The sequence below is a fragment of the Enterobacter sp. QK-SA4 genome (assembly GCF_056856775.1).
Map to the genome: position 1 here is coordinate 2,794,532 of NZ_JBXFXH010000007.1, position 26,092 is coordinate 2,820,623.

The 26,092-nt window shown below is 59.2% G+C and carries 23 protein-coding genes; 13 read left to right on the forward strand and 10 right to left on the reverse strand.

Features of this window, described 5'->3' with window-relative positions:
* Positions 1-5: 5 nt before the first annotated feature.
* The 3 genes from AC1VYI_RS14990 to ppsA form a co-directional block, all read right to left on the reverse strand.
* Positions 6-2,381, reverse strand: coding sequence for a glycoside hydrolase family 3 N-terminal domain-containing protein (locus tag AC1VYI_RS14990; protein WP_482881865.1), 2,376 nt, complete (start codon positions 2,379-2,381; stop codon positions 6-8).
* A gap of 3 nt (positions 2,382-2,384) precedes the next feature.
* The gene (locus AC1VYI_RS14995; RefSeq protein ID WP_023311317.1) at positions 2,385-3,785 is read right to left on the reverse strand and encodes an MFS transporter; all 1,401 of its coding nucleotides are present in this window, start codon (positions 3,783-3,785) and stop codon (positions 2,385-2,387) included.
* A gap of 233 nt (positions 3,786-4,018) precedes the next feature.
* On the reverse strand, positions 4,019-6,397 hold the full coding sequence (gene ppsA / locus AC1VYI_RS15000; RefSeq protein WP_134866486.1) for a phosphoenolpyruvate synthase: 2,379 nt from the start codon (positions 6,395-6,397) through the stop codon (positions 4,019-4,021).
* A 335-nt stretch (positions 6,398-6,732) separates the two neighbouring features.
* Here ppsA and ppsR point away from each other — a divergent pair, with 335 nt between their 5' ends.
* From ppsR to AC1VYI_RS15040, 8 genes are all read left to right on the forward strand, one after another.
* Entirely contained in the window at positions 6,733-7,566 is an 834-nt protein-coding gene (ppsR, locus tag AC1VYI_RS15005; protein WP_023311315.1) for a posphoenolpyruvate synthetase regulatory kinase/phosphorylase PpsR, read from the forward strand.
* Positions 7,567-7,718: 152 nt separating this feature from the next.
* Positions 7,719-8,765, forward strand: coding sequence for a 3-deoxy-7-phosphoheptulonate synthase AroH (gene aroH / locus AC1VYI_RS15010; protein WP_134866487.1), 1,047 nt, complete (start codon positions 7,719-7,721; stop codon positions 8,763-8,765).
* A 172-nt stretch (positions 8,766-8,937) separates the two neighbouring features.
* Positions 8,938-9,120 carry a hemin uptake protein HemP gene (hemP, locus tag AC1VYI_RS15015; protein ID WP_032668210.1) on the forward strand — a complete coding sequence of 61 codons (183 nt, stop codon included), beginning with the start codon at positions 8,938-8,940 and terminating at the stop codon, positions 9,118-9,120.
* 77 nt (positions 9,121-9,197) lie between these two features.
* Positions 9,198-11,180 carry a TonB-dependent hemoglobin/transferrin/lactoferrin family receptor gene (locus tag AC1VYI_RS15020; protein ID WP_134866488.1) on the forward strand — a complete coding sequence of 661 codons (1,983 nt, stop codon included), beginning with the start codon at positions 9,198-9,200 and terminating at the stop codon, positions 11,178-11,180.
* A gap of 35 nt (positions 11,181-11,215) precedes the next feature.
* Positions 11,216-12,244, forward strand: coding sequence for a hematinate-forming heme oxygenase ChuS (gene chuS, locus AC1VYI_RS15025; RefSeq protein WP_134866489.1), 1,029 nt, complete (start codon positions 11,216-11,218; stop codon positions 12,242-12,244).
* Positions 12,241-13,062, forward strand: a complete 822-nt coding sequence (locus AC1VYI_RS15030; protein WP_134866490.1) for a heme/hemin ABC transporter substrate-binding protein — start codon at positions 12,241-12,243, stop codon at positions 13,060-13,062. Before chuS ends, AC1VYI_RS15030 begins: the two co-directional genes overlap by 4 nt.
* Positions 13,062-14,054, forward strand: coding sequence for a FecCD family ABC transporter permease (locus AC1VYI_RS15035; RefSeq protein WP_226483726.1), 993 nt, complete (start codon positions 13,062-13,064; stop codon positions 14,052-14,054). Before AC1VYI_RS15030 ends, AC1VYI_RS15035 begins: the two co-directional genes overlap by 1 nt.
* Positions 14,047-14,826, forward strand: coding sequence for a heme ABC transporter ATP-binding protein (locus AC1VYI_RS15040; RefSeq protein ID WP_134866491.1), 780 nt, complete (start codon positions 14,047-14,049; stop codon positions 14,824-14,826). Before AC1VYI_RS15035 ends, AC1VYI_RS15040 begins: the two co-directional genes overlap by 8 nt.
* On the opposite strand, the gene AC1VYI_RS15045 is transcribed toward AC1VYI_RS15040, so the two are convergent.
* Positions 14,793-15,716 carry a LysR family transcriptional regulator gene (locus AC1VYI_RS15045; RefSeq protein WP_226483724.1) on the reverse strand — a complete coding sequence of 308 codons (924 nt, stop codon included), beginning with the start codon at positions 15,714-15,716 and terminating at the stop codon, positions 14,793-14,795. The genes AC1VYI_RS15040 and AC1VYI_RS15045 overlap by 34 nt on opposite strands.
* A gap of 140 nt (positions 15,717-15,856) precedes the next feature.
* On the opposite strand from AC1VYI_RS15045, the gene AC1VYI_RS15050 reads away from it, so the two are divergent.
* Genes AC1VYI_RS15050 through AC1VYI_RS15070 form a run of 5 tightly spaced genes read left to right on the forward strand, consistent with a single transcriptional unit; the run spans position 15,857 to position 20,631 of the window.
* Positions 15,857-16,564 (forward strand): CoA transferase subunit A, encoded by a 708-nt coding sequence (locus AC1VYI_RS15050; RefSeq protein ID WP_134866493.1) that lies wholly within the window; start codon positions 15,857-15,859, stop codon positions 16,562-16,564.
* A 2-nt stretch (positions 16,565-16,566) separates the two neighbouring features.
* Positions 16,567-17,223, forward strand: a complete 657-nt coding sequence (locus tag AC1VYI_RS15055; RefSeq protein ID WP_045353744.1) for a CoA transferase subunit B — start codon at positions 16,567-16,569, stop codon at positions 17,221-17,223.
* A 9-nt stretch (positions 17,224-17,232) separates the two neighbouring features.
* Positions 17,233-18,414: an acetyl-CoA C-acetyltransferase gene (locus AC1VYI_RS15060; RefSeq protein WP_134866494.1), complete on the forward strand. Its 1,182-nt coding sequence runs from the start codon at positions 17,233-17,235 to the stop codon at positions 18,412-18,414.
* 44 nt (positions 18,415-18,458) lie between these two features.
* Positions 18,459-19,850 carry a GntP family permease gene (locus tag AC1VYI_RS15065; RefSeq protein WP_023311304.1) on the forward strand — a complete coding sequence of 464 codons (1,392 nt, stop codon included), beginning with the start codon at positions 18,459-18,461 and terminating at the stop codon, positions 19,848-19,850.
* Positions 19,851-19,860: 10 nt separating this feature from the next.
* Positions 19,861-20,631: a 3-hydroxybutyrate dehydrogenase gene (locus AC1VYI_RS15070; protein ID WP_045353741.1), complete on the forward strand. Its 771-nt coding sequence runs from the start codon at positions 19,861-19,863 to the stop codon at positions 20,629-20,631.
* Positions 20,632-20,671: 40 nt separating this feature from the next.
* Here AC1VYI_RS15070 and selO read toward each other — a convergent pair whose 3' ends face one another.
* The 6 genes from selO to btuC all read right to left on the reverse strand — a co-directional run bounded on the left by selO (position 20,672) and on the right by btuC (position 26,047).
* The gene (gene selO, locus AC1VYI_RS15075) at positions 20,672-22,114 is read right to left on the reverse strand and encodes a protein adenylyltransferase SelO (RefSeq protein WP_134866495.1); all 1,443 of its coding nucleotides are present in this window, start codon (positions 22,112-22,114) and stop codon (positions 20,672-20,674) included.
* A 61-nt stretch (positions 22,115-22,175) separates the two neighbouring features.
* Positions 22,176-22,892, reverse strand: a complete 717-nt coding sequence (locus tag AC1VYI_RS15080) for an EAL domain-containing protein (protein WP_045353736.1) — start codon at positions 22,890-22,892, stop codon at positions 22,176-22,178.
* Positions 22,893-23,186: 294 nt separating this feature from the next.
* Positions 23,187-23,651, reverse strand: a complete 465-nt coding sequence (locus AC1VYI_RS15085) for an NlpC/P60 family protein (RefSeq protein WP_008500650.1) — start codon at positions 23,649-23,651, stop codon at positions 23,187-23,189.
* Between the two features lie 74 nt (positions 23,652-23,725).
* A complete protein-coding gene (gene btuD, locus AC1VYI_RS15090; protein WP_134866496.1) occupies positions 23,726-24,481 on the reverse strand; it encodes a vitamin B12 ABC transporter ATP-binding protein BtuD in 756 nt (251 codons plus the stop codon).
* Positions 24,481-25,032 carry a glutathione peroxidase gene (locus AC1VYI_RS15095; protein WP_134866497.1) on the reverse strand — a complete coding sequence of 184 codons (552 nt, stop codon included), beginning with the start codon at positions 25,030-25,032 and terminating at the stop codon, positions 24,481-24,483. The genes btuD and AC1VYI_RS15095 overlap by 1 nt, the downstream gene beginning before the upstream one ends.
* A 34-nt stretch (positions 25,033-25,066) precedes the next feature.
* Positions 25,067-26,047 (reverse strand): vitamin B12 ABC transporter permease BtuC, encoded by a 981-nt coding sequence (gene btuC / locus AC1VYI_RS15100; protein ID WP_134866498.1) that lies wholly within the window; start codon positions 26,045-26,047, stop codon positions 25,067-25,069.
* Positions 26,048-26,092: the final 45 nt, after the last annotated feature.

Below are 26,092 nucleotides of genomic sequence, written 5' to 3' on the forward strand. Positions count from 1 at the left end.
CCTGACTACGCGCGTCTGACCTCACAGGTACTGAGCATCCGCCACTCAGCAGGCAGTACCCGCGTTTCTCCTGTCGCATTGACCGTCACCGCCTCGCGGATATCCGCCGACGATGCGCCAACCTGAAGCTCAAACTCGCCCGGCTCAACGATGCGTTTTCCGTCGCGACGGGTGAAGTTGAACATCTCAACCGGCAGCGTAAAGGTGAGCGTGGCGGTTTCGCCCGGTGAGAGCGTGACGCGCTGGAAGGCCTTCAGCTCCTGAAGCGGCCGCACCTGGGTGGCGACCTTATCCCTGACGTAAACCTGCACCACCTCGCTGCCGCTGCGCTCCCCGGTATTGGTGATATCGACACTGAGTATCACCTCTCCGTCGACCGGCACGCTGCTTTCGGCGACGTGGGCTGCACCCCAGCTAAACTGCGTCCAGCCGAGGCCGAAGCCAAACGGGTAACGCGAACCGAAATGGAACGCAAACGGCGTACCGCCGCTTTTGAGCTTGTGATTGTAGTAATACGGCATCGCGCCGGCGCTTTTCGGCACGCTCACTACCAGACGCCCCTGCGGCTCCGCACGTCCGGTTAACACGTCCGCAATCGCCCAGCCCCCTTCCTGCCCCGGCGCCCAGGCCATCATCAGCGCCGCGACCTTGTCTTCCAGACCCTGCAGGTTGTATGGACGCCCCCCGGTCATCACCACAATCACCGGTTTACCGGTGGCGACCAGCGCTTCCAGCAGCTGTTGCTGCACGCCCGGCAGGTTCAGGGAGTCGGTATCGGAACCTTCCCCCACGGTACCGCTCTGGAACAGCCCGGCGAGATCGCCCACGCAGGCCACCACCACGTCACTCTCCTGCGCGGCGTTCACGGCCTCGGGGATCAGGGCGGTACTTTGCGATACCGGTGACTGCTGTATCGGTTTGCCGCCGCTGTCGCCCGGGAAGACCGGCGCGCCCGCCATCCGTTTTTCGATGATGTGGCACCCTTTGGCATAGCGAACGTTCGAAGCACCGAGATACTGCTCCAGCGCCGCGCGCGGGGTCGTGACCTGCGAGGTCTCTTCCACCATATCGCTGATGATCAAATGCACCGGGAAGCTGTAGCCGCTGAGTAACGCCAGCGGATCGTCTGCCGTCGGCCCCACTACCGCGACCCGAGGTTTGCCGCCTAGCGGTAAAATGCCGTTATTTTCCAGCAGCGTGAGCGATTTCGTCGCCACCTCCCGCGCGGCCCGGCGGGTCATATCGTTTTGCAGGTCGATACCGTTTTCATCCGCGTACGGGTTTTCAAACAGGCCAAGGCGGAATTTTTCCGTCAGCGTACGCGCCACGATCTCATCGACCTTCGCCATAGAGATCAGCCCGCGCTCTACCGCTTCCGCCAGATGCCGCGCGCAGTCATCTTTCGGCAGCTCAACGTCCAGCCCGGCGTTGAACGCCAGCGCGGCAGATTCGGCCGCGTCGTGGGAAATCCCGTGGTGCTGGTGCAGCAGGCTGACGCCGCCGTAATCCGCCACAATAATACCGTCGAATCCCCACTGCTCGCGCAGGACGGTGGTCAGCAGGAAGCTGTCGCTGTGCCCCGGCTGGTTATCAATATCGTGGTACGCGGGCATAACCGAACCGGCGTTTGCCAGCTTGACCGCCATTTCAAACGGCAGCAGGAAGGTGTCGTTCAGCTCGCTGAACCCCAGATGGACCGGCGCATGGTTGCGCGCTCCTTCGCTGAACGAATGACCCACGTAATGTTTCAGGGTTGCCAGCAGGTCGCGCTTATCGCCCTGTAAACCCTTCACGTAGGCGGTCGCCATCACGCCCACCAGCCAGGGATCTTCCCCGAAGGTCTCTTCGGTTCGCCCCCAGCGCACGTCTCGGGACACGTCCAGCACCGGCGCAAGCCCCTGCTGGCAGCCGACGGAGCGCGCCTCTTTGCCGATCTGCTCTGCCGCCCGCTGCACCAGCTCCGGATCCCAGGTCGAACCGTAGTTCAATGACGACGGGAACAGGGTGGCGTCTTTGCACAGCAGCCCCACCAGACACTCTTCATGGAACAGCGCCGGAATGCCGAGCCGCGTCTCTTCCATCATCATGCGCTGCAGGCGATTCGCGGCGCGCACGCCGGTTTTCGCGTCAACGATGTGGGTGCCCAGCGGCCGCGTGATCTGCCCGACGCCCAGCTTAAGCCGTTCGCTGAGCGCAGCCTGCTCGCTCACGCCGGCGAATTCGTCACTCAGATCGCTGCGCTCGCGGTGGTTACCGTTTTCATCGAGGATCAGCCAGTACGCGTGCATCTGGGCGAACTTCTCTTCCGGGGTCATGCGCGCCAGTAAATCGGCGACGCGCTCGTGCAAGGGACGTCCCGCGTCCTTATAGATAGTCGTCATGTTTTACTCCTGTAGTGCGGAAGGGGTTGCCGGGCTGAGCTGCCCCGCTTCGGGTCTGACTTCACGCTTGCTGGCCAGCTCCCGGGCGATGGAATCCACCAGACGGCTGTTTAGCTTGTAGATGGCAAGCAGCGCGACCATGCAGAGGAACAGCGCGCACGGGATAAGGGTGAAAAGCGCGTTGATGGTCGAGAGAACGCCTGGCGCCTGGGTTGCCTGGCCCGGGGCGTAATCCACCATGCCAAGCACCCAGCCGACGACCGCCCCGCCCAGCGCCAGGCCAAACTTGATGGCAAACAGCGCGGTGGAGAAAACCAGCCCGTCCAGACGACGGCCGCTGCGGTGCTCTTCGTAGTCGACCACATCGGAGAACATGGTCCACTGCAGCGGCGTGGTAAGGTTTTGAATAAAGCTAAAGACGATGTTAAGGCCAAAGATTAGCCACACCTGTGAAGGAGGCAGGAAGAAAATCAGCGCGCCGAAGATAACGAAGGAGATAATCGTCCACTGGTAGGCGCGCACGCGGTCAAATTTCCCCAGCAGTCGTTCAGATAATAATGCGCCGCTTAAGGAGGCCACCATGCCGGAAACAATAAAGGCAAAAACCAGATCCGGACGCAGCAGCACATAGTTCACGTAATACATGGTAGCGGAACCGCGCGTCACCACCGCCGTTAACAGCAAAATATTAAACAGGAACACAATACGCCACTGGCTGTTCCCGGCCAGCAGTTTTAAATCGGTGAGCATGGAGCCGGAAGTATCATTGCGCGGAGAATAACGCTCTCGGGTCATCAGGAAACAGCAGAAAAACAGAACGATTCCCAGCAGCCCCATCAGGCTCATGGCATAGAAATAGCCTTTCTGCACGTTGCCCTGGCCTAACAGTGAGACCAGCGGCAGGGCAATCACCGTCACGATCAATCCGCCGATAAACGACAGGCCAAAGCGCCACGACTGCAGAGAGTGGCGCTCGCGCGGATCCAGCGTCAGCGCGCCGGGCATGGCACAGTAAGGCACGTTAATCGCGGAGTAAATCAGGCTTAAGATGGCGTAGGTTATGCAGGCGTAAATGATTTTTGCCGTCGGCCCAACGTCCGGCACATAGAAGGTAATGAGGCAGCTCACGCCAAACGGGATAGCAAACCACAGCAGCCATGGACGGAAACGTCCGTGACGCGTCCGGGTGCGGTCAACCAGGGCGCCAATGCACGGATCGACAAACGCATCGACCACGCGCACCACTAAAAACATGGTGCCCATAATCGCGGCGGGTAGCCCAAATACGTCTGTATAAAAATAAGCGAGAAATAAGGTTGCCGTTTGCCAGACCAGCGCGCTGGCCATATCGCCTAAGCCATAACCTATTTTATCTTTGGTACGTAATACAGAGGAGAGTGTCATTGTTATTTGCCTTTTTATCAGGTTAAAACGTATTTCAACCAGTTGCGCATCTTCTTAAGGGAAATGCGCAGTAAGGCTCAAGTATTAGCAACGGTTTGCGCGCTAACAATTGTCTAAATTGACAGACAAATTATGATATTTGGTTTTTTACTTTATTTGTGATGGGGAGCAAATAAGAAATGAAATAAAAAAGGCGAGGAATAATATCCTCGCCTTTTCGGGTCAGCGTGGCGTTACTTGTTCAGTTCCGCCAGGCTCAGCCAGGTTTGCACCACGGTGTCCGGGTTCAGGGACAGGCTATCGATCCCCTCTTCCATCAGCCATGCGGCAAAGTCTTCATGGTCGGATGGACCTTGACCGCAGATCCCGACGTATTTACCCTGCTTCTTCGCCGCGCGGATGGACATGGAGAGCAGCGCTTTCACCGCCTCGTTGCGCTCGTCGAACAGCTCGGAGACCACGCCGGAGTCGCGGTCCAGACCCAGCGTCAGCTGCGTCATGTCGTTCGAGCCGATAGAGAAGCCGTCGAAGTGCTCGAGGAACTGCTCGGCAAGCAGGGCGTTGGACGGGATTTCGCACATCATGATGATCTTCAGCCCGTTCTCGCCGCGCTTCAGACCCTGACGCGCCAGCTCGTCCACAACGGCTTTCGCCTGATCCACGGTACGCACGAACGGGATCATGATTTCGACGTTGGTCAGTCCCATGTCGTTGCGCACGCGTTTCACCGCTTCACACTCCAGCGCGAAGCAGTCGCGGAAGCTGTCGGACACGTAGCGTCCGGCCCCGCGGAAGCCCAGCATCGGGTTCTCTTCTTCCGGCTCGTAGCGCTCGCCGCCGACCAGGTTGGCGTACTCGTTAGACTTAAAGTCAGACAGACGCACGATCACGCGTTTCGGATAGAAGGCAGCGCCCAGCGTCGCGATCCCTTCGGTCAGACGGCCGACGTAGAACTCTTTCGGCGAGTCGTAGCCTTTCATCATCTCGCGGATTTCGTTCTGCAGCTTCGGATCCTGGTCGTCAAACTCCAGCAGCGCACGCGGGTGAACGCCGATCATACGGTTGATGATAAATTCCAGACGCGCCAGGCCAACGCCTTCGTTCGGCAGGCAGGCGAAGTCAAACGCGCGGTCCGGGTTGCCGACGTTCATCATGATCTTCAGCGGCAGGTCCGGCATGGTATCCACGCTTGAGCTCTTCACGCTGAAGTCGAGGATATCGGCGTAGACGTAGCCGGTATCACCTTCGGCACAGGAGACGGTCACGTTCTGCCCGTCCTTCATGCGCTCGGTGGCGTCACCGCAGCCGACAACCGCAGGAATACCCAGCTCGCGGGCAATGATCGCCGCGTGGCAGGTACGACCGCCGCGGTTGGTGACGATAGCCGCCGCTTTCTTCATGATCGGTTCCCAGTCCGGGTCGGTCATGTCGGTTACCAGCACGTCGCCGGGCTCAATACGGTTCATCTCGCTGATGTCGTGGATCACTTTGACCGGACCGGCACCGATGCGGTGACCGATGGCGCGGCCTTCCGCCACGATTTTACCCTGCGCGTGCAGCGTATAACGCTCCATCACCTGACCGCGCGAGCGGACAGTTTCCGGACGCGCCTGCACGATAAACAGCTTGCCGGTGTTACCGTCTTTCGCCCATTCGATGTCCATCGGACGACCGTAGTGTTTTTCGATCTGCACCGCCTGCTTCGCCAGTTCCTGTACTTCGGCGTCGGTCAGGGAGAAGCGGTCGCGCTGCTCCTGCGGTACATCTTCAATTTTAACCTGCTTGCCATGCTCCTGGGTCGGGGCATAGATCATGCGGATTTTTTTCGAGCCCATGGTGCGGCGCACCACCGCCGGACGGCCAGCGGCCAGCGTTGGCTTGTGGACATAGAATTCGTCAGGGTTTACCGCACCCTGCACCACCATCTCACCCAGACCCCACGCGGAGGTGATAAACACCACCTGGTCGAAGCCGGATTCGGTATCAATGGAGAACATCACGCCGGATGAGCCCACGTCCGAGCGCACCATGCGCTGCACGCCAGCGGAGAGCGCCACGCCGCGATGGTCGTAGCCCTGGTGCACGCGATAGGAGATGGCGCGGTCGTTGAACAGGGAAGCAAACACGTGCTTCACCGCCACCAGCACCGCATCGTAACCCTGGACGTTCAGGAAGGTTTCCTGCTGTCCGGCAAACGAGGCGTCCGGCATATCTTCTGCGGTCGCAGAGGAACGTACGGCAAAGGAGGCCTGCGCATCGTCAGCAGAGAGCTGGTTGTACGCGTCGTGAATGGCTTTTTCCAGTTGCGGCTGGAAAGGTGTGTCGATGATCCACTGGCGGATCTGCGCCCCGGCTTTGGCAAGCTCGGTGACGTCATCAATATCCGTTTTATCCAGCAGGTCGTAAATGCGCTGGTTAACACCGCTCTGGTCTAAAAACAGGTTAAAGGCATCGGCGGTGGTGGCAAACCCGTTCGGTACGGAGACACCCATACCTGACAGATTTGTAATCATTTCACCCAGGGAGGCATTTTTGCCCCCAACTCTGTCTACATCATTCATGCCGAGTTGGTTATACCAAAGCACCAGCGGTGACGAGCCATTGTTGGACATCGAAACAATCCTTTTGTGATATTTGATCGGAGTAAGTAACACCTGACTACGTATTTATACTGGCATATTTATTTCCGCTAAAAAAACGGTGAATCGTGTAAGCAATTTAAAATTTCAACTTTTCGGATACTTTCCCATCAACGATTAACCCGATGATTCCTCTATATTTAGCCAGAAACCCCAAAAATAAAGTCGCTATTTGAAAAATGAAATCCACTTTTCAGGAAAATCAAAAACAGCGTTTCATTCATAATTAGGATAAGTTCTTTGCTGTGTAATTTACTTTTTTAATTTATGCTTTCAGACAATTAGGTCTGATATTCAGGGTGAGTAAAATGGATAGTGCTGTCGATCGCCACGTTTTTTATATTTCTGATGGTACGGCGATCACCGCCGAGGTGCTGGGCCACGCGGTGATGTCGCAGTTTCCCGTCTCGATTAACAGCATCACGCTGCCGTTTGTTGAAAACGAGAGCCGCGCCAAAGCGGTGAAGGACCAGATTGACGCCATCTACCAGCAGACCGGCGTCCGCCCGCTGGTGTTCTACTCTATCGTGATCCCGGAGATTCGCTCCATCATTCTGCAAAGTGAAGGCTTCTGCCAGGATATCGTGCAGGCGCTGGTGGCTCCGCTGCAAAGCGAGCTGAAGCTCGACCCGACCCCGATTGCCCACCGTACCCACGGGCTGAACCCCGGCAACCTGACCAAGTACGACGCGCGTATCGCCGCTATCGACTACACCCTCGCCCACGACGACGGTATCTCGCTGCGAAATCTCGACCAGGCGCAGGTGATCCTGCTTGGCGTGTCGCGCTGCGGCAAAACCCCGACCAGCCTCTATCTGGCGATGCAGTTTGGCATTCGCGCCGCAAACTACCCGTTTATCGCCGACGACATGGATAACCTGGTGCTGCCCGCCGCCCTTAAGCCGCTGCAGCACAAGCTGTTCGGCCTGACGATCAACCCGGAACGCCTTGCGGCCATCCGCGAGGAGCGTCGCGAGAACAGCCGCTACGCCTCCATGCGCCAGTGCCGGATGGAGGTCTCGGAAGTGGAAGCGCTGTACCGCAAAAACCAGATCCCGTGGCTGAACAGCACCAACTATTCGGTTGAAGAAATTGCCACCAAAATTCTCGACATCATGGGGCTTAATCGCCGCATGTACTAATATGCTAGTACATTAGCTCAGATTCAGGTATCATCATCTGCAACCACGGGGCGGTGTCGCCCCGAACTTGAAATCAGCAGGGATTGGTTTAAGGTGATGCCCATCACTTCCCGGTAGTCTGCCGATGAAGCAAAAATTTTCTGAGACATTCCATGAATAAAACCGATGAACTCCGCACTGCGCGCATTGACAGCCTGGTCACGCCGGCTGAACTGGCACAGCGGCATCCCGTTTCCGCCGCCGTCGCGGAACATGTGACGGCCTCCCGCCGCCGCATTGAAAAAATCCTGAACGGTGAAGACAAACGTCTTCTGGTAGTGATTGGGCCTTGCTCCATCCACGATCTGGATGCCGCGATGGATTATGCAAAACGACTTCAGGAACTGCGGGATAAGTACCAGCATCGCCTTGAGATCGTGATGCGCACCTACTTTGAAAAACCGCGTACCGTAGTCGGCTGGAAGGGGCTGATTTCGGATCCTGACCTGAACGGCAGCTATCGCGTGAATCACGGTATCGAGCTGGCGCGGAAGCTGCTTTTACAGGTCAACGAGCTGGGCGTTCCGACGGCGACCGAGTTTCTCGATATGGTGACCGGGCAGTTTATCGCCGATCTGATCAGCTGGGGCGCGATTGGCGCGCGCACCACCGAAAGCCAGATCCACCGTGAGATGGCCTCCGCCCTCTCATGCCCGGTCGGCTTCAAAAACGGGACCGATGGCAACACCCGTATCGCGGTTGATGCCATCCGCGCTGCCCGTGCCAGCCACATGTTCCTGTCGCCGGATAAGAGCGGTCATATGACCATCTACCAGACCAGCGGTAACCCTTACGGGCATATCATTATGCGCGGCGGAAAGAAGCCCAATTACCATGCCCAAGATATTGCGGCGGCCTGCGAAACGCTGGCCGAGTTCGACCTGCCGGAACATCTGGTGGTGGATTTCAGCCACGGCAACTGCCAGAAGCAGCATCGCCGCCAGCTGGACGTCTGCGATGAGATCTGCCAGCAGATCCGCAGCGGCTCGACCGCCGTTGCAGGGATTATGGCTGAGAGCTTTATCAAAGAAGGCACGCAGAAAATCGTTGCCGGACAGCAGATGGTTTACGGCCAGTCGATCACCGACCCGTGCCTGAGCTGGGAAGACAGCGAACTGCTGCTGGAGAAGCTGGCTTCAGCCGTGGACACACGCTTTTAGAATCCTGCCCTTCTCCCTCTCCCTGTGGGAGAGGGTCGGGGTGAGGGCATCAGACCGCACCTCACCCCCAAATTTGATCCCCTCACCCTTTTTTCACAAAAACGCTTGCCGTCAATTTGCAGTTTATTGATAATGATTATCATTGTTACATTGATTGTTATTTATATACATTATGTCACGTACGGATAACAGCGCGGCAACGCCAGCAAAAACAGACACAGCACCAGCCCTTACCGAGCGTCGCATTGACAGCAAAACCCTCCTCGGCGATGAGGGACGGGTCATTATCGAGCATGACGGACAGCGCTATCTTCTGCGCCAGACCCATGCCGGAAAACTGATCCTCACAAAATAAACAACACCTAAAAATACGCCAGCCACCCAGGTGATACCCAGGCAGCCAGCGCTTTTCACTTCTTATGGAGAGTTGCTATGCCACACCTGCCTTCCGCATCTTTACGTCCGTCATTTCTGGCGCTGGCGATTGTTAGCGCCCTGCCGGGCATCGCGTTCGCCGCCACAGACGACATTACCGTCACCGCCACGGGCAACGCCCGCAGCGCCTTTGAAGCGCCCATGATGGTAAGCGTGATTGACGCCAGCGCGCCGGAGAAACAAACCGCCAGCTCGGCGGCCGATCTGCTGCGTAACGTCCCCGGTCTGACGCTGGACGGCACTGGGCGCACCAACGGGCAGGACGTAAACCTGCGCGGCTATGACCGCCGCGGCGTGCTGGTGCTGGTTGACGGCGTGCGCCAGGGTACCGATACCGGCCACCTGAACAGCACCTTCCTCGATCCCGCGCTAATCAAACGTATCGAGGTGGTCCGCGGCCCGTCGGCCCTGCTGTACGGCAGCGGCGCGCTGGGCGGCGTGATCTCTTATGACACCGCCGATGCCAACGATCTGCTCGAACCGGGTAAAAACAGCGGCTACCGCGTGTTTGGAACGGGCGCGACGGGCGATCGTAGCCTCGGGATGGGTGCCAGCGCCTATGGCCGCACCGATACGCTGGACGGTCTGGTCTCCTGGTCCAGCCGGGATCGCGGTGACATCCGCCAGAGCGACGGTGCTACCGCGCCTAACGACGAATCCATCAACAACATGCTGGCGAAAGGCAGCTGGAAAATCGACCCGGCCCAGACCCTGAGCGGCTCCCTGCGCTACTACAACAACGCCGCCCAGGAGCCAAAAAATCCGCAAACCACCGGGGCGGACAGCAGTAACCCGATGACCGACCGCTCCACCATCCAGCGCGATGCGCAGGTTGGCTACCACATTGCACCGGAAGGGTACGACTGGCTGGACGCCGACGCGAAGGTCTACTGGTCCGAAGCGCGCATTAATGCCCAGAACGTCGACGGCAGCGGTGAGTTTCGCAAGCAGACGACCAAAGGCGGCAAGGTGGAAAACCGCACCCGTCTGTTCAGCGACACCTTTGCAGCACACCTTCTGACCTACGGCGGGGAATACTATCGTCAGGAGCAGCATCCGGGCGGGGCAACCACCGGCTTCCCGGACGCGAAAATCGACTTCAGCTCCGGCTGGCTGCAGGATGAGATCACCCTGCGCGATCTGCCTGTTACCCTGCTGGGCGGCACGCGCTATGACAACTACCGCGGCAGCAGCGACGGCTACAAGGATGTGGATGCCGACAAGTGGTCATCCCGCGCCGGGTTAACCGTCAGCCCAACCGACTGGCTAATGCTGTTTGGCTCTTACGCGCAGGCCTTCCGCGCGCCGACCATGGGCGAAATGTATAACGACGCCAAACACTTCTCCATTGGCCGCTTTTATACCAACTACTGGGTGCCAAACCCGAACCTGCGCCCGGAAACCAACGAAACGCAGGAGTTTGGTTTTGGCCTGCGCTTTGACGATCTGATGCTTGCCAACGATGCGCTGGAGTTTAAAGCCAGCTATTTCGATACCAAAGCCAAAGACTATATCCCCACCACCGTCGATTTTGCCGCCGCGACCACCATGTCGTACAACGTCCAGAATGCCAAAATCTGGGGTTGGGATATGATGGCAAAATATTCGGCCGATCTCTTCAGCCTCGATCTGGCCTATAACCGCACGCGCGGGAAAGACACCGATACGGGCGAGTACATCTCCAGCATTAACCCGGACACCGTCACCAGCAAGCTGGATATCCCGGTGGCGCAAAGCGGGTTCTCCGTCGGCTGGATCGGCACCTTTGCCGATCGCTCAACCCACGTCAGCAGCAGCTACAGCAAGCAGCCGGGCTATGCGGTCAACGATTTCTACGTCAGCTATAAAGGCCAGGAGCAGCTCAAGGGCGTGACCACCACGCTGGTGCTGGGCAACGCCTTTGACAAAGCGTACTGGTCACCTCAGGGCATTCCGCAGGACGGTCGTAACGGCAAGATTTTCGTAAGCTATCAGTGGTAATTCCCTTCGGGGCAACTATTCAGAAGGAAGAGACAATGAATCACTATACGCGCTGGCTTGAGCTAAAAGAAGCCAATCCGGGTAAGTACGCGCGCGACGTCGCGGGGTTAATGAACATCAGTGAAGCAGAGCTGACCTTTGCCCGCGTAGGTCACGACGCCTGGCGACTGCGCGGTGAAATCCGCGAGATCCTGGGCGCGCTGGAGGCGGTGGGCGAAACCAAATGTATCTGCCGCAACGAATACGCCGTACACGAGCAGGTCGGGAGATTCACCAACCAGCACCTGAACGGCCACGCCGGGCTGGTGCTGAACCCGCGCGCGCTGGATCTGCGCCTGTTCCTCAACCAGTGGGCGAGCGCGTTTCACATCAGTGAAGCCACCGCCCGCGGCGAGCGGCAGAGCATTCAGTTCTTCGACCACCAGGGCGATGCCCTGCTGAAGGTCTATGCCACGGATAACACCGACGTTTCAGCCTGGGGCGACGTGCTGACCCGCTTTATCTTTGCCGAGAATCCTCCGCTGGCGTTGAACATGGCCGATGCCCCGGCTCATGCAGAAAACGCAAATGCTGCTCTCGTGGATAACGAGTGGCGCGCCATGACCGACGTTCATCAGTTCTTCAGCCTGCTCAAGCGCCATAACCTCAGCCGCCAGCAGGCGTTTCGCCTGGTGGGTGACGATCTGGCCTGCCTGGTAGAAAACACCGCGCTGGCGCAGCTCCTGGAGACGGCGCGTCGGGACGGTAACGAAATCATGGTCTTCGTCGGCAACCGCGGCTGCGTGCAGATCTTCACCGGCGCGGTGGAAAAGCTGGTGCCAATGAAAGGCTGGCTGAACGTCTTTAACCCAACCTTTACCCTGCATCTGCTTGAAGGATCCATTGCGGAAACGTGGGTCACGCGCAAGCCGACGGCTGACGGGCATGTCACCAGCCTGGAGCTGTTTGCCGCCGATGGAACGCAAATCGCCCAGCTGTACGGCCAGCGTACGGAAGGCGAACCGGAGCAGAGCCAGTGGCGCAGCCAGATTGACGCCTTAACGGCGAAAGGGCTGGCCGCATGAAACGGTGGCTTGCCCTGCTCAGCGCCCTGCCCCTGCTGGCGTTTGCTGCGCCGCAGGAGAAAATCGTTACCCTCGGCGGCGACGTCACCGAGATTGTCTACGCTCTCGGCGCGGCGTCCTCGCTGGTGGCCCGCGACAGCACCAGCCAGTGGCCGCTGGCGGCGAATTCACTGCCTGACGTGGGCTATCTGCGCCAGCTCAATGCGGAAGGGATCTTGTCCATGCGCCCCACGCTGGTGCTGGCCAGCGCTCAGGCGCAGCCGTCTCTGGCGCTAAAGCAGGTTGAGCAAAGCCACGTCAGGGTGATCGCTGTTCCTGCCAGTAACGACCTGAACGTCATTGACGAAAAGGTGCGGATCGTCGCTGAAGCGACGCACCGCGAGGCCGAGGGGGAGGTCCTGCGCAGCACCCTGCGCCAGGCGCTGTCGGCGCTTCCCGCGTCGCCGCTCAATAAGCGGGTGCTGTTTATTCTCAACCACGGCGGGATGACCGCCATGGCCGCCGGACAACAGACCGGCGCGGATGCTGCCATTCGTGCGGCGGGACTGCAGAACGCGATGCAGGGGTTTACCCGCTATCAGCCGCTGTCTCAGGAAGGCACGATCGCCAGCCGACCCGATCTGGTGGTGATTTCTCAGGACGGTCTCAACGCCCTGGGCGGTGAAGCAAATCTGTGGACGCTGCCCGGCCTGGCGCAAACCCCGGCGGGACGGAACAAGCAGGTGCTGGCGATTGACGATATGGCGCTGCTGGGCTTCAGCGTGCGAACGCCGGAAGCCATCCAGCAGCTGCGTGCCAAAGCGGAGCAACTGCCCTGATGTCCCGGCGGATCGCCTTATCGTTATGGATGCTGACCGCGATCCTGACCGTCATGACCCTCGCGGCGACCGGGGTTGGGGCATTACGCCTGCCAATCAGCCTGCTGTGGAACGGCACCGACGAGGCGCTGCGTCAAATCTGGCTGACGATCCGCCTGCCCCGCGTGCTGCTGGCGCTGGCTATCGGCGGTTCACTGGCGCTGGCGGGCTGCGTGATGCAGGGGCTGTTTCGAAATCCGCTGGCGGACCCGGGACTGCTCGGCATCAGCAGCGGCGCGGCGCTCGGCGTTGCGCTGTGGGTGGTTCTTCCGCTCTCGCTGCCTGCACTGGTGATGCTGTATGCCCCGATGCTGGCGGCGTTTCTCGGCGCGCTGGCCGCCACCTTCGTGATTTTCCTGCTCAGCCGACAGCGTGACGCTTCCCTGTCGCGCCTGCTGCTGGTGGGAATTGCCATCAACGCCCTGTGCGGCGCGGCCGTCGGGGTGCTGTCATGGCTCAGCAATGATGCCCAGCTTCGCCAGCTTTCGCTCTGGGGAATGGGCAGCCTCGGCCAGGCGCAGTGGTCAACGCTGCTGGCCGTCGCGTCGCTGATGGTTCCCACCGCGCTCGCGATCTGGCGTCTGGCAGGCGCCCTCAACCTGCTGCAGCTGGGCGACGAAGAGGCACATTACCTCGGCGTGGAGGTTGCCGCCGTGCAGCGGATCCTGCTGTTGTGCAGCGCCCTGCTGGTGGCCGCCGCCGTTGCGGTCAGCGGCGTGATCGGCTTTGTCGGCCTGGTGGTGCCGCACCTGGTGCGCATGTGGCTGGGAGCCGACCACCGGGCCGTGCTCCCCGGCTCGGTGCTGGCCGGCGCGTTGCTTCTGCTGGTTGCCGATACGCTGGCGCGCAGCCTGGTCGCCCCGGCGGAAATGCCGGTCGGCTTACTGACCAGCCTTCTCGGCGCGCCGTGGTTTCTGTGGCTTATCTTTCGTCGCGGAGGTGCGCATGGCTGAACGCTATTGTGCTGAAAACCTTGTTTTTCGCGCCGGGCAACGCACGCTGATTAACGACGTGTCGCTGACCTTATCTCAGGGCGAGCTGGTGGCGCTGATTGGCCCCAACGGCGCCGGGAAATCAACGCTGTTGCGGCTGCTGACCGGCTACCTTAAACCTACGGGCGGACGGTGCAGCCTGGCGGGCACACCGCTTGCGGTCTGGCAGCCGCACAGGCTCTCCCGCTACCGGGCGGTAATGCGCCAGAACACGCAGCTCGGATTTGACTGGCCGGTTGAGGCGGTCGTCGGTATGGGGCGAGCGCCCTGGACCCGCACGCCCGAGGCGTCGGTTATTGAGGAGGTCATGGACGTCACCGGCTGTTTACCGCTGGCGGGCAGGCGGTTTGCCGCGCTCTCCGGCGGCGAGCAGCAGCGCGTTCAGCTCGCCCGCGCGCTGGCTCAGCTCTGGTGCGACGGCGCGCCGCGCGGCTGGCTGTTCCTTGATGAACCGACGTCTGCGCTCGATCTCTATCACCAGCAGCATCTTCTGCGCCTGCTGAAATCCCTGACCAGCCGGGGACATCTGCACGTGTGCGCGGTGCTGCACGACCTCAATTTAGCGGCGCTGTGGGCGGATCGCATCCTGCTGCTGCACGGCGGTAAAATCGTCTCCCAGGGGGAACCGGAAACCGTTTTGCAGGCCGATACGCTGGCGCGCTGGTACGGCGCGCAGGTTATCGTCGGCAGGCATCCGGCTCACGCCGCGCCGCAGGTGTTTCTTGCCCCCTGATTGGGCTGGTAAAAATCCTTCAGCGTCTCCAGCAGGGCATGCGCCGCTTTTGAGAGCTGCGTGTGCCCTGGATGGATCGCCCCGATGCACTTTTCAATCGGCGGGTTATCAAGCGGGATACAGACCGCGCCCAGCGCCGTCATCTGCGCCTCGCAGAGCGCCGGGACGGCACTACCGCCCAGCCCGCTCGCGACCATTCGCCCGACCGTCACCAGCTGATGACTCTCCAGCGCCACGTCCAGCTTTCTGCCGCTTCGCGCCAGCTCCTCCTCCATCATCAGACGTACCGCCGACGGGCGCTGCAGGGTGATGAAATCCAGCGTCAGCAGATCTTCCCATGACAGGCGCTTCTTGCCTGCCAGCGAGGAATCTTTCGGCACAATAGCAACAAACCTGTCGAGGCCCAGCGGGGTAAACAGCAGCTTGTGCGTTGGCGCGGGCTCAAAGGCGATGCCCATCTCGACCCGCCCTTCCCGCACCATCTCTATCACCTGCTCGTTAATGACATCATGCACGGTGACGTTGATCCCGGCGTGGCGATCGCGAAACGCTTTTAGCACCTCGGGCAGGACATTCGCGGCAAACGACGGCATGGCCGCGACCGAGATTTTACCGCGCTGCAGGGTAAAGCACTGGTGCATCGCCTCTTCGACGTTATCCCAGTCGGCAAGCAGCTGACGCGCCATCGGCAAAAACGTCTCGCCCTCCTGCGTCAGCGCGACCTTACGCGTGCTCCGCTGCAGCAGCGGCCCGCCGAGCGCATCCTCCAGCGCTTTAATCGTCAGGCTCAGGGCCGGCTGGGAAAGATTCAGCCGTTCGCTGGCGTGCGCGAAATTGAGAGTGTGAGCTACCGCTAAAAACGCGCGTAACTGTTTGACACTCATTCTCATTTTTCATCCTGTTAACTAGTTGAAAAAATTTAGTTAACAGGAAATTAATAAAAAAACCAAATGAGTGGGTCACAAATTCAAAATTAACAAATGAGTCGCCGCCCCTAATGATACCGCCACGGTTAAGAGGAGGAATGAGGATGGCGGGACTGGATAAGCGCGTCGGCAGCTATGCGCAGGCGCTGGAAGGGCTGACGGATGGAATGACCTTGCTGGCGGGCGGCTTCGGCCTGTGCGGGATTCCAGAGAACCTGATTGCAGAGGTCAGACGCCGTCGAGTGAAAGATCTGACGGTGGTATCAAACAACTGCGGCGTGGACGGTTTCGGTCTCGGGATACTGCTCGAAACGCGGCAGGTTCGCAAAGTGGTGGCCTCTTACGTCGGCGAGAACGCCCTGTTCGAGCGGCAGGTGCTGAGCGGCGAACTGGAGATTGAACTCACGCCTCAGGGCACGCTGGCGGAAAAAGTGCGCGCGGGCGGCGCGGGCATTCCGGCATTTTACACGGCCACCGGCTACGGCACGCCCGTGGCTACCGGCAAAGACGTACGCCTGTTTGCCGGTAAGCACTACATCCTTGAGGAGGCGATTGTGGGAGATTTCGCGCTCATTAAGGGCTGGAAAGCGGACTGGTACGGCAACGTTGTCTATCGCCATACCGCGCAAAATTTCAATCCGCTGATGGCAACGGCGGGCCGGATAACGGTCGTCGAGGTGGAAGAGATAGTTCCCCCGGGCGAGCTGCCCCCGTCAGCCATTCATACCCCGGGAATTTACGTCGACAGGCTGATTGTCGGCCAGTTTGAAAAACGCATTGAACAGCGCACCCTGCGCGCGGAAGGAGTCTGACGATGTTAACCCGTGAACAGATGGCCATGCGCGTCGCCCGCGAGCTGCGCGACGGGTATTACGTCAACCTGGGGATCGGCATCCCCACCCTGGTGGCGAACTACATTCCGGACGGGATGGACGTGATGCTTCAGTCGGAAAACGGGCTGCTGGGGATGGGGGCTTTTCCTGACGAGCGGAGCCTTGACGCCGACATGATCAACGCCGGTAAACAGACCGTGACCGCGCGCACCGGCGCGGCCATTTTCGACTCGGCCCAGTCGTTTGCCATGATCCGCGGCGGTCATGTGGATCTGACCGTGCTGGGCGCGTTTGAAGTGGACGTCGAGGGCAATATCGCCTCGTGGATGATCCCCGGAAAGATGGTGAAGGGCATGGGCGGCGCGATGGATCTCGTGGCCGGGGCGCGGAACATCATTGTGGTGATGACCCACGCGTCTAAAAGCGGTGAATCAAAGCTGCTGCCGCGCTGCACGCTGCCGCTCACGGGCGCGGGCTGTATCCGTCGGGTCTTAACCGACCTCGCACTGCTGGAGATCGAGGACGGCGCGTTCATCCTGCGGGAATACGCCCCCGGCGTCAGTATCGACGAAATTGCGGCTAAGACGGCCGGGAAAATGATTGTGGCGGACGACGTTCGCGAGATGCGCTTCAACTGAGGACTCACGATGAAAGAGGTCATGATTGTCGGGGCAACGCGAACCCCCATTGGCAGTTTTCGCGGATCGCTATCGTCCCTTTCAGCGGTTGAGCTGGGGGCCGTAGCGGTGCGGCACCTGCTGGAGAACAGCGATCTTCGCGAAGAACAGGTAGATGAACTGATTTTCGGACAGGTGCTGACGGCGGGATGCGGGCAAAACCCGGCGCGTCAGACGGCCATCGCCGCCGGATTACCCGTCAGCACGCCGGCGACAACGGTCAACCTGGTGTGCGGCGCGGGCCTAAAAGCGGTGCAGCTCGCCGCGCAGGCGATCCGCTGCGGCGACGCGGACGTGGCTATCGCTGGCGGTCAGGAGAGCATGAGCAACGCCCCCTATCTGCTGGACGGCGCGCGTTCAGGGCTGCGTTTTGGCCATACGGGCCTGCAGGACAGCATGATTACTGACGGCCTGTGGGACGCGTTCAACGATTACCACATGGGGATCACCGCTGAAAACGTCGCCCGGGAGAATGCCATTTCCCGCGAGCAGCAGGACGCCTTCGCCGCCCGGTCGCAGCACAAAGCGGCCTTTGCCATCGAAGCGGGTCGGTTTGACGCCGAGATAGCGCCGGTGACGGTAAAACAGGGCAAAAAACCGCCGCTTATCGTCAGCCGTGACGAACAGCCCCGGCCTGGCACCACCGCTGAGCAGCTGGCGCAGCTGCGCCCCGCCTTTCTGCAGGCGGAAGGCACGGTTACGGCCGGAAATGCGTCAACGCTCAACGACGGTGCCGCCGCGGTGCTGCTGATGAGCGGCGAAAAGGCGCGGGAGAGCGGTTTGCCGATCCTCGGTCGCATCGTGAGCTACGCCGTGACGGGCGTTGACCCGTCGGTGATGGGCATCGGACCGGTCAGCGCCTGCCGGACGGCGCTGGCGCGGGCGGGCTGGACGCTCGATGACGTGGACCTCATTGAAGCCAATGAAGCCTTTGCCGCCCAGGCGCTGGCGGTGGGCAAGCAGCTCGGCTGGGATGAGCGTAGGGTGAACGTTAACGGCGGCGCTATCGCCCTGGGTCATCCGATTGGCGCCTCCGGCTGCCGCATCCTCGTGACGCTGCTGTACGAAATGCAGCGCCGTGACGTCAAAAAAGGGCTCGTCACCCTGTGCGTGGGCGGCGGGCAAGGCATTGCTCTGACCGTCGAGCGTTAAGCATCTCGTTGATACCCGAATAATAATTAAAGTGAGGAGTCGTAATGAGTGTGTTAATTGCCCTGGCGGCGCTGGCGCTGCTGATGCTGGCGGCCTATCGCGGATACAGCGTTATTTTGTTTGCGCCGATTGCGGCGCTCGGCGCCGTGCTGCTGACCGATCCGGGTGCCGTCGGCCCGACGTTTACCGGTCTGTTTATGGAAAAGATGGTCGGCTTTGTTAAGCTCTACTTCCCGGTGTTCCTGCTGGGAGCCGTTTTCGGCAAGCTGATTGAGCTTTCCGGTTTCTCACGCTCCATCGTCGCCGCCGCGATTCAGATCCTCGGTCGTCGCCACGCTATTCCGGTGATCGTCCTGGTGTGCGCGCTGTTAACCTACGGCGGCGTGTCGCTGTTCGTGGTGGCGTTTGCGGTTTACCCTTTTGCCGCGGAGCTGTTCCGCCAGAGCGGCATCCCTAAGCGGCTGATCCCGGCCACCGTGGCGCTGGGGGCGTTTTCGTTTACCATGGACGCCCTGCCCGGCACGCCGCAGATCCAGAATATCATCCCCACCAGCTTCTTTGGCACGAACGCCTGGGCAGCGCCGTGGCTGGGGCTTATCGGCTCTCTGTTTATTATCATCTTTGGCCTGCTCTGGCTGGAACGCCAGCGTCGTAAGGCGTTCAATAACAACGAAGGCTACGGCACGGATCTGAAAAATGAACCCGAGACGCCGGATAACATTAACCTCCCGCATCCGCTGATTGCTATCTCCCCGCTGCTTGTCGTGGGCATACTGAACCTGCTGTTTACCCGCTGGATCCCCGGCTGGTACGGCACGACCCACGAGCTGACTCTGCCAGGCCTGGCGAAACCTATTGTGACCGAGGTGGGCAAGATCACCGCCATCTGGGCCGTCGAGGCGGCGCTGATCTCCGGTATCGTGCTGGTGCTGATTTTTGGCTTTCGCAATATCCGGGGGCGTCTGGCTGAAGGCAGCCGGACCGCGGTGAGCGGTGCCATTCTGGCGGCGATGAATACCGCCTCGGAATACGGTTTCGGCGCGGTGATCGCCGCCCTGCCCGGGTTCCTGGTGTTATCCAAAGCGCTGGCGGCCATCCCCAATCCGCTGCTGAATGAGGCCATCAGCGTGACGGTGCTTGCGGGGATCACCGGCTCTGCGTCCGGCGGGATGAGTATTGCCCTCGCCGCCATGTCCGACTCGTTTGTCGCCGCCGCCCACGCCGCCAATATCCCTCTTGAGGTGCTGCACCGCGTGGCCTCGATGGCGAGCGGCGGGATGGATACGCTGCCCCATAACGGCGCGGTGATTACTCTGCTGGCGATTACCGGCCTGAGCCATCGTCAGGCCTACGGCGGCATTTTCGCTATCACCCTCATTAAAAGTCTGGCAGTGCTTTTTGTCATTGCCGTGTTCTATCTGACCGGCATTGTGTAAGGAGAGAAAGATGAATCTGAACGGTAAGACCGCGCTGGTGACGGGCTCGACCAGCGGCATTGGACTTGGGATCGCCCGCGTGCTGGCGAAGGCCGGGGCGCAGCTGATCCTCAACGGTTTCGGCGACAGCGAATCAGCAAGAGAAGAGATTGCGCAGCTGGGCAAAAAGCCGGGCTATCACGATGCGGACCTGCGTGACGTGCTGCAAATTGAAGCCATGATGCGCTACGCCGAATCGCAGTTTGGCGGCGTGGACATTCTTGTCAACAACGCCGGGATACAGCATGTCGCCCCGGTTGATGCGTTTCCGGTGGAGAAATGGAACGACATTATCGCCATTAATCTCTCGTCGGTGTTTCACACCAGCCGGCTGGCGCTGCCTTCCATGCGCGAGAAAAACTGGGGGCGCATCATTAATATCGCCTCCGTTCACGGGCTGGTCGCGTCAAAAGAGAAGTCAGCCTACGTGGCCGCCAAGCATGGCGTAGTGGGCTTTACGAAATCGCTGGCGCTGGAAACCGCGCGCACCGGCATTACCGCCAATACGATTTGTCCCGGCTGGGTGCTGACCCCGCTGGTGCAGCAGCAAATCGACAAACGTATCGCTGAGGGCGTCCCGCCGGAGCAGGCTCGCGATAGGCTTCTGGCAGAGAAACAGCCTTCGGGCGAGTTTGTCACCCCGGAGCAGCTGGGTGAACTGGCGCTGTTTTTGTGCAGCGAGGGCGCCGTGAACGTTCGTGGCGCCGCGTGGAATATGGATGGCGGCTGGGTTGCGCAGTAATTTTTGCCGGGTAAGGCGACGCCGCCACCCGGCAAAATCTCTAACTTGAGCAGCTGACCTCCAGCCGCTTGCCCCAGTCAGGCGGGCGGCTGACGTAGTCATCATCCCGGTCGGCAAACGGCGTGCGCAGCGCCACATGCAGGCGGTGTAGCTCGTCGTATTCACCCTGCTCTGCCTGTTCAATCGCCCGCTGCGCCAGCCAGTTGCGCAACACCATTGCGGGATTTGTCGCATTCATCTGCGTCTGGCGAGTGGCGTCATCCACCTGCTCCTGCTGCAGCCGCGCGCGGTAAGTGGCAAACCAGTCGTCAAACGCCTGTCTGTCAATAAACTCGTCGCGCAGCGGCGAGGCCGCACTGTGCTGCTCCGTCTGGCTCAGCATCCGGAAGGTACGGGTATAATCGCTGCCCTCGCGCGCCATGAGGGCAAACAGACCGTTGAGGATATCGTTATCGCCCCTCTCCTGCGTCATCAGCCCCAGCTTGTTGCGCATCAGCGTGCCATATTCTCGCAGCAATATGTCCTGATAGCTGTCGAGCGCATCATTGAGGGCATCTACGTCGATGAACGGCGACAGGGTTTGCGCAAGCCGCTGCAGGTTCCACAGGCCAACCGCTGGCTGATTATCAAAGCTGTAACGTCCCTGATAGTCGGAGTGGTTGCAGATATAGCCAGGCTGATAATCGTCCAGGAAACCAAACGGACCGTAATCAAAGGTCAGACCGAGGATCGACATGTTGTCCGTATTCATGACGCCATGCGCAAAGCCCACCGTTTGCCAGCGGGCAATCAGGCTTGCGGTACGGGCAACCACATCCCTGAACCAGAGAACGTATTTGTCCGCTTCGTCCTGCAAATGCGTCCAGTGGTGACGAATGGCAAAGTCAGCCAGCTGGCGAACCTTGTCCGGCTCGCGGCGATAGTAAAAGTGCTCAAAATGGCCGAAGCGCAAATGACTTTGCGCAATACGCATCAGCATTGCCCCTTTTTCCACCGTTTCGCGCGCTACCGGCGTATCGCTGGTGATAATCGACAGCGCGCGCGTAGTGGGAATCCCCAGGGCATGCATCGCTTCGGACGCCAGGCACTCGCGAATCGTTGAACGCAGTACCGCGCGCCCGTCGCCCATTCGCGAATAGGGAGTAAGGCCTGCGCCTTTCAGGTGCCAGTCAACCGTTCCCCCGTTAGGAAGCCGTTGTTCGCCGAGCAGGATCCCCCTGCCGTCGCCCAGCTGTCCCGCCCAGACGCCAAACTGGTGGCCGCTATAGACCTGAGCCAGAGGTTGCATACCGGCGAGAAGCGTTTCCCCGCCCCAGACGCCTGCGCCTTCTGAACGCTGAAACAGCTCAGGCGGAATGGCCAGCTCTTCTGCCAGCAAATCGTTATGCCAGATAAGGCGTGAATGTTGTAACGGTGTTGGTTTGAGTGCGGTGTAAAAGCCAGGCAACTCGTCATGCCAGTGAGCAGTAAAAGACAGGGTCATAAGTCCTCCTGCTTTTAGTGTAGAGGGTTTACCCGGACTTAAACACGGGCGAAAGCAAGGGTTATCGCTGCTGAACCAGAGATGTAACGTGCTCCGCAGAGACGGCTGGCCAGAGTGCGCCCTGCATGGCGCCAACATTGAAGGACAAAACGCGTTGCAACAGGCCGTGGTCGTCAATGCCTGAGACAATCACTGACTGGCAGTGCGGTGTGATTTGCCAGAGGATGGCGCGCATAAAAGGCTCAAAAGAGAGCTCCGGGGCACGCTGCTGAATGAAGCCTTTGTCGAGAATAACCCGTTTAAATAATCCATCATAGACCGCTTTGAGCGATGCGGCGCCTGCGCCAAAGTTTGCCAGGACCAACGGGAAATGGATTGCCATTCTCGCCAGCTGCAGATCGTCCTTTCCGTTATTTAAACCTGGATAATTCTCATTAACAGTAAACTCAAGAAACGGGTAACGCTCAAGGATTGAAACAGCGTTTCCATTACTTAATAAAAATTCAACTATTGCAGGTGTAATATTGATCCATGCAATTAACTGATGCTGAATAAAAAACAGTTTACAGGTATCAAGCAATTGCAATTTTTCGTTAAACAGCACTAACTCTTCAGCTGCTGAAAGCCGAGGGATAACAAGCTCAGTGGGGATCCGCACATCGCTGCCGACGCCAGTAAAGTTAACCAGAACCTCTAAACCTTTAAGCTCCCCTGCGCTATTACGAGCAGGCAGAAGCAGCAGTTCAGACTGGTAAGCATTATCTAGCGTAATAATCATTGCACTCGCTCCACATTAAAGATGAGAGAGGACATCCTGGAGCAATTGCCGACACAATTCCACTGTCTTGATTTTAATAAGATTAATTTCATTAGTTCCGTATTTATTTTCAGATTTATCCCTGAATCTAAATTAATTTTATCCTGGTTGTCGAATAATAGCCAGTTTTAGATAAAACAGACACATGCAGGATTCGCTAATTTTAGATAAATTTAACTTTAAGCATCTTATTTGAGAAAAAACGGCATGATTTATTAGATACCATGCCGTCATAAGAGAAGTGTCTGACAAAGACTATATACGTCGAGCCTGCCAGAAATTTTTACGCCAGTAAACATTATCAAGAGAAGAGCGCATCACGCCGCGGCTTGTCGAGGCGTGAATGAACTGATTGTCTGTATCATATATCCCCACATGAAGACCGCTTTCACCCGATCCGGTTTTGAAGAAAACCAGGTCCCCGGGCAGAAGATCGTCTTTATCAATTTCAGTGCCTATTTCTGCCTGTTTGCGCGTTTCGCGCGGAAGCTGTAAATCAAACTTATCGCGAAACGTCATCAGCACGAAGCCGGAGCAATCCACGCCGCCGCGGCTCATTCCGCCGTAGCGATAAGGCGTGCCGCGCCAGTTGCTCAGCTGATCGTTGAGGCTGGCAATGACGGTGATCGAATCTGAAAGCCGTGGGTTAGGCGGCGGCGCACGATGGCTACTGCATCCCGCAAGAAAAAGTGCGGCCATCAGGAGAAACCAGAATCGCATTTTCAGACGAATCCTCTGCTTTTTTTGTTCTTTTCGTAATTTAGCGTGCAATTGTGCGAAGAGGCAAGAAACGGTTACGTCTGCCCGGTAAAAATCAGCATCTTATGTCCCTCAATATCCAGCCTGCGGAACGACATGTTGTACGCGCGGGCAAGATGGGGCGGCGTAAGCACCCGATCCCGCGCGCCGCTGGCGATCATCTTTCCCTGCGACAGCAGCCACACCCGGTGGGCATGACGCAGGGTGTGGTTGAGGTCATGACTGCTCATCACCACGGCGATACCTTTTCGGCTCAGGGTGCTTAACAGCGTATCCAGTGCCGCCTGCTGCGCCACGTCCAGACCGCTCATGGGTTCATCGAGAAGCAGCATTCGCCCGTGAGGATTACCTGCCGGGTGGATCTGAAGAATGACCGCCGCCAGACGTACCCGCTGCCACTCTCCGCCGGAAAGCTGGCTGGCATGCCGGGACAGTTTATCTTCCAGCCCCAGGGCCGCGGCAACGTCCGTCAGCAGTGCCGTCTGTTGTTTGTCGTGCAAATGCAGCATCAGATAGTGCCAGACCGGCATCGCAAAGGGTGGCACCTGCTGCTGCACGAGGTAACTGCGCCGATGCGCCAGCGAGACCGGTGACCAGTCGGCGAGCGTATGCTCCAGCAGCGTTATCTGCCCTTCTCCGTCGGTCATGCCTGCCATCCGTGCCAGCAGCGTGCTCTTCCCTGCTCCGTTTGGCCCGACAAGATGCAGAATTTCTCCCACATTGATGGTACCGGTTATCGGCTCCAGACGTCCCCTCTCGGCAACGTCCGTGAGCTGCATCAGCAACGACATTATTTCGCCAGCGCCAGCTTGATCGATTCCATAACGATCGGATCCTCAGGGGTCATATCCGGCGAAAAACGCTGAACGACCCGGCCGTCGCGGCCAATCAGGAATTTTTCAAAATTCCACAGGATATCGTCCGGGTAAAGCGGCGCGCGGCCTTTGCTGGCCATGCGTTCATAAAAACCGCTTCCTTCAGGCGCAACGGCCTTCGGCGCGGCAGCGATCAGCTTCGCATACAGCGGATGGCGGTCTTCGCCGTTGACATCGATTTTGCTGAACATCGGGAACGTCACGCCGTAGGTGGTGCTGCAGAAGGTTTTAATCTCCTCTTCGCTGCCCGGCTCCTGCCCCAGGAACTGATTGCACGGGAAGCCCAGCACGGTGAAACCGTCTTTCTCCCAGGCCTTCTGAATGTTTTCCAGCTGCTCATACTGCGGCGTCAGGCCACATTTCGATGCCACGTTGACGATGAGCAGCACGTTGCCTTTGTAGCCTTCCAGCGTGGTGTTATCGCCATCAATGGTGGTCACTTCAGTATTCAGGATGTCTGACTGCATAGCATTCCCTCAGGTTGTCTTACGGCTTGTTGATTTAACGTCCAGCTTTTAATAGTAGCCAGATAAATACCGGCGCGCCCAGCGTAGCGGTCACCACGCCAATCGGCAGCTCTGCGGCCGTCAGGGCAAGCCGGGCGATGATATCGGCCACCAGCAGCGTGACGGCACCGGCAATCGCCGCGCCCGGAAGCAGGGTCCGATGGTCCGTGAGGCCACACAGGCGCAGCATATGCGGAATAACCAGCCCGATGAAGCCGATCGCGCCCGCCAGAGCCACGCTGACGCCGACCAGCCAGCCAATGGCTATTACCAGCACATTACGCCATAACCCAATCGGCATGCCGAGCTGACGGGCAGAGGTTTCACCCAGCGCGAGCATATTCAGCGGCTGCGCCTGCAGGGCAGCCCACACGATTACCGGTACCAGCAGCACCATCAGCCAGCCCTGGTGCCAGTCAACGCCTCCAAAGCCGCCCATCATCCAGTACATCAGCTGACGCAAGTCAAAGGATGTTGAGAAGTAGACCGCCCAGGTCATCAGCGCGCTGCAGATTATCCCCAGCGCCACGCCGGCAAGCAGCAGACGGCTGGTCGATAAGTGCCGTCTGGCGAAACGAAGAAGGATCGCGGTGATTAGCAGCGCGCCGAGGATAGCGCTCAGGCTAATACTCCATCCGGAGAGTTCTCCTCCGCCGAGCATTACCGCCGCAATCAGGCCTACGCCTGCGCCGTTTGACACGCCGAGCAGCCCGGGCTCCGCCAGAGGGTTATCAAACAACGCCTGCATTATGGTACCGCACAGCGCCAGCGCGGCGCCGACCAGAACCACCGCGACGGTGCGCGGCAGGCGAATTTGCCAGACGAAGAGCTGCCCGTCCGGCCCCCACCAGCTTTCAGGCCCGATCCATCTGTCGCCCGCGCAGAGGCTCACACCTGCGGCGACAATGAGCAACAGCACCAGCAAAAACAGGCGACGCTTATCGGAACGGTGCTGGCGATGGGCATAATCAAGCATGTGTACGGTTTTAGTAGCGTGAGATGTAATTGATTTTACGGCGGG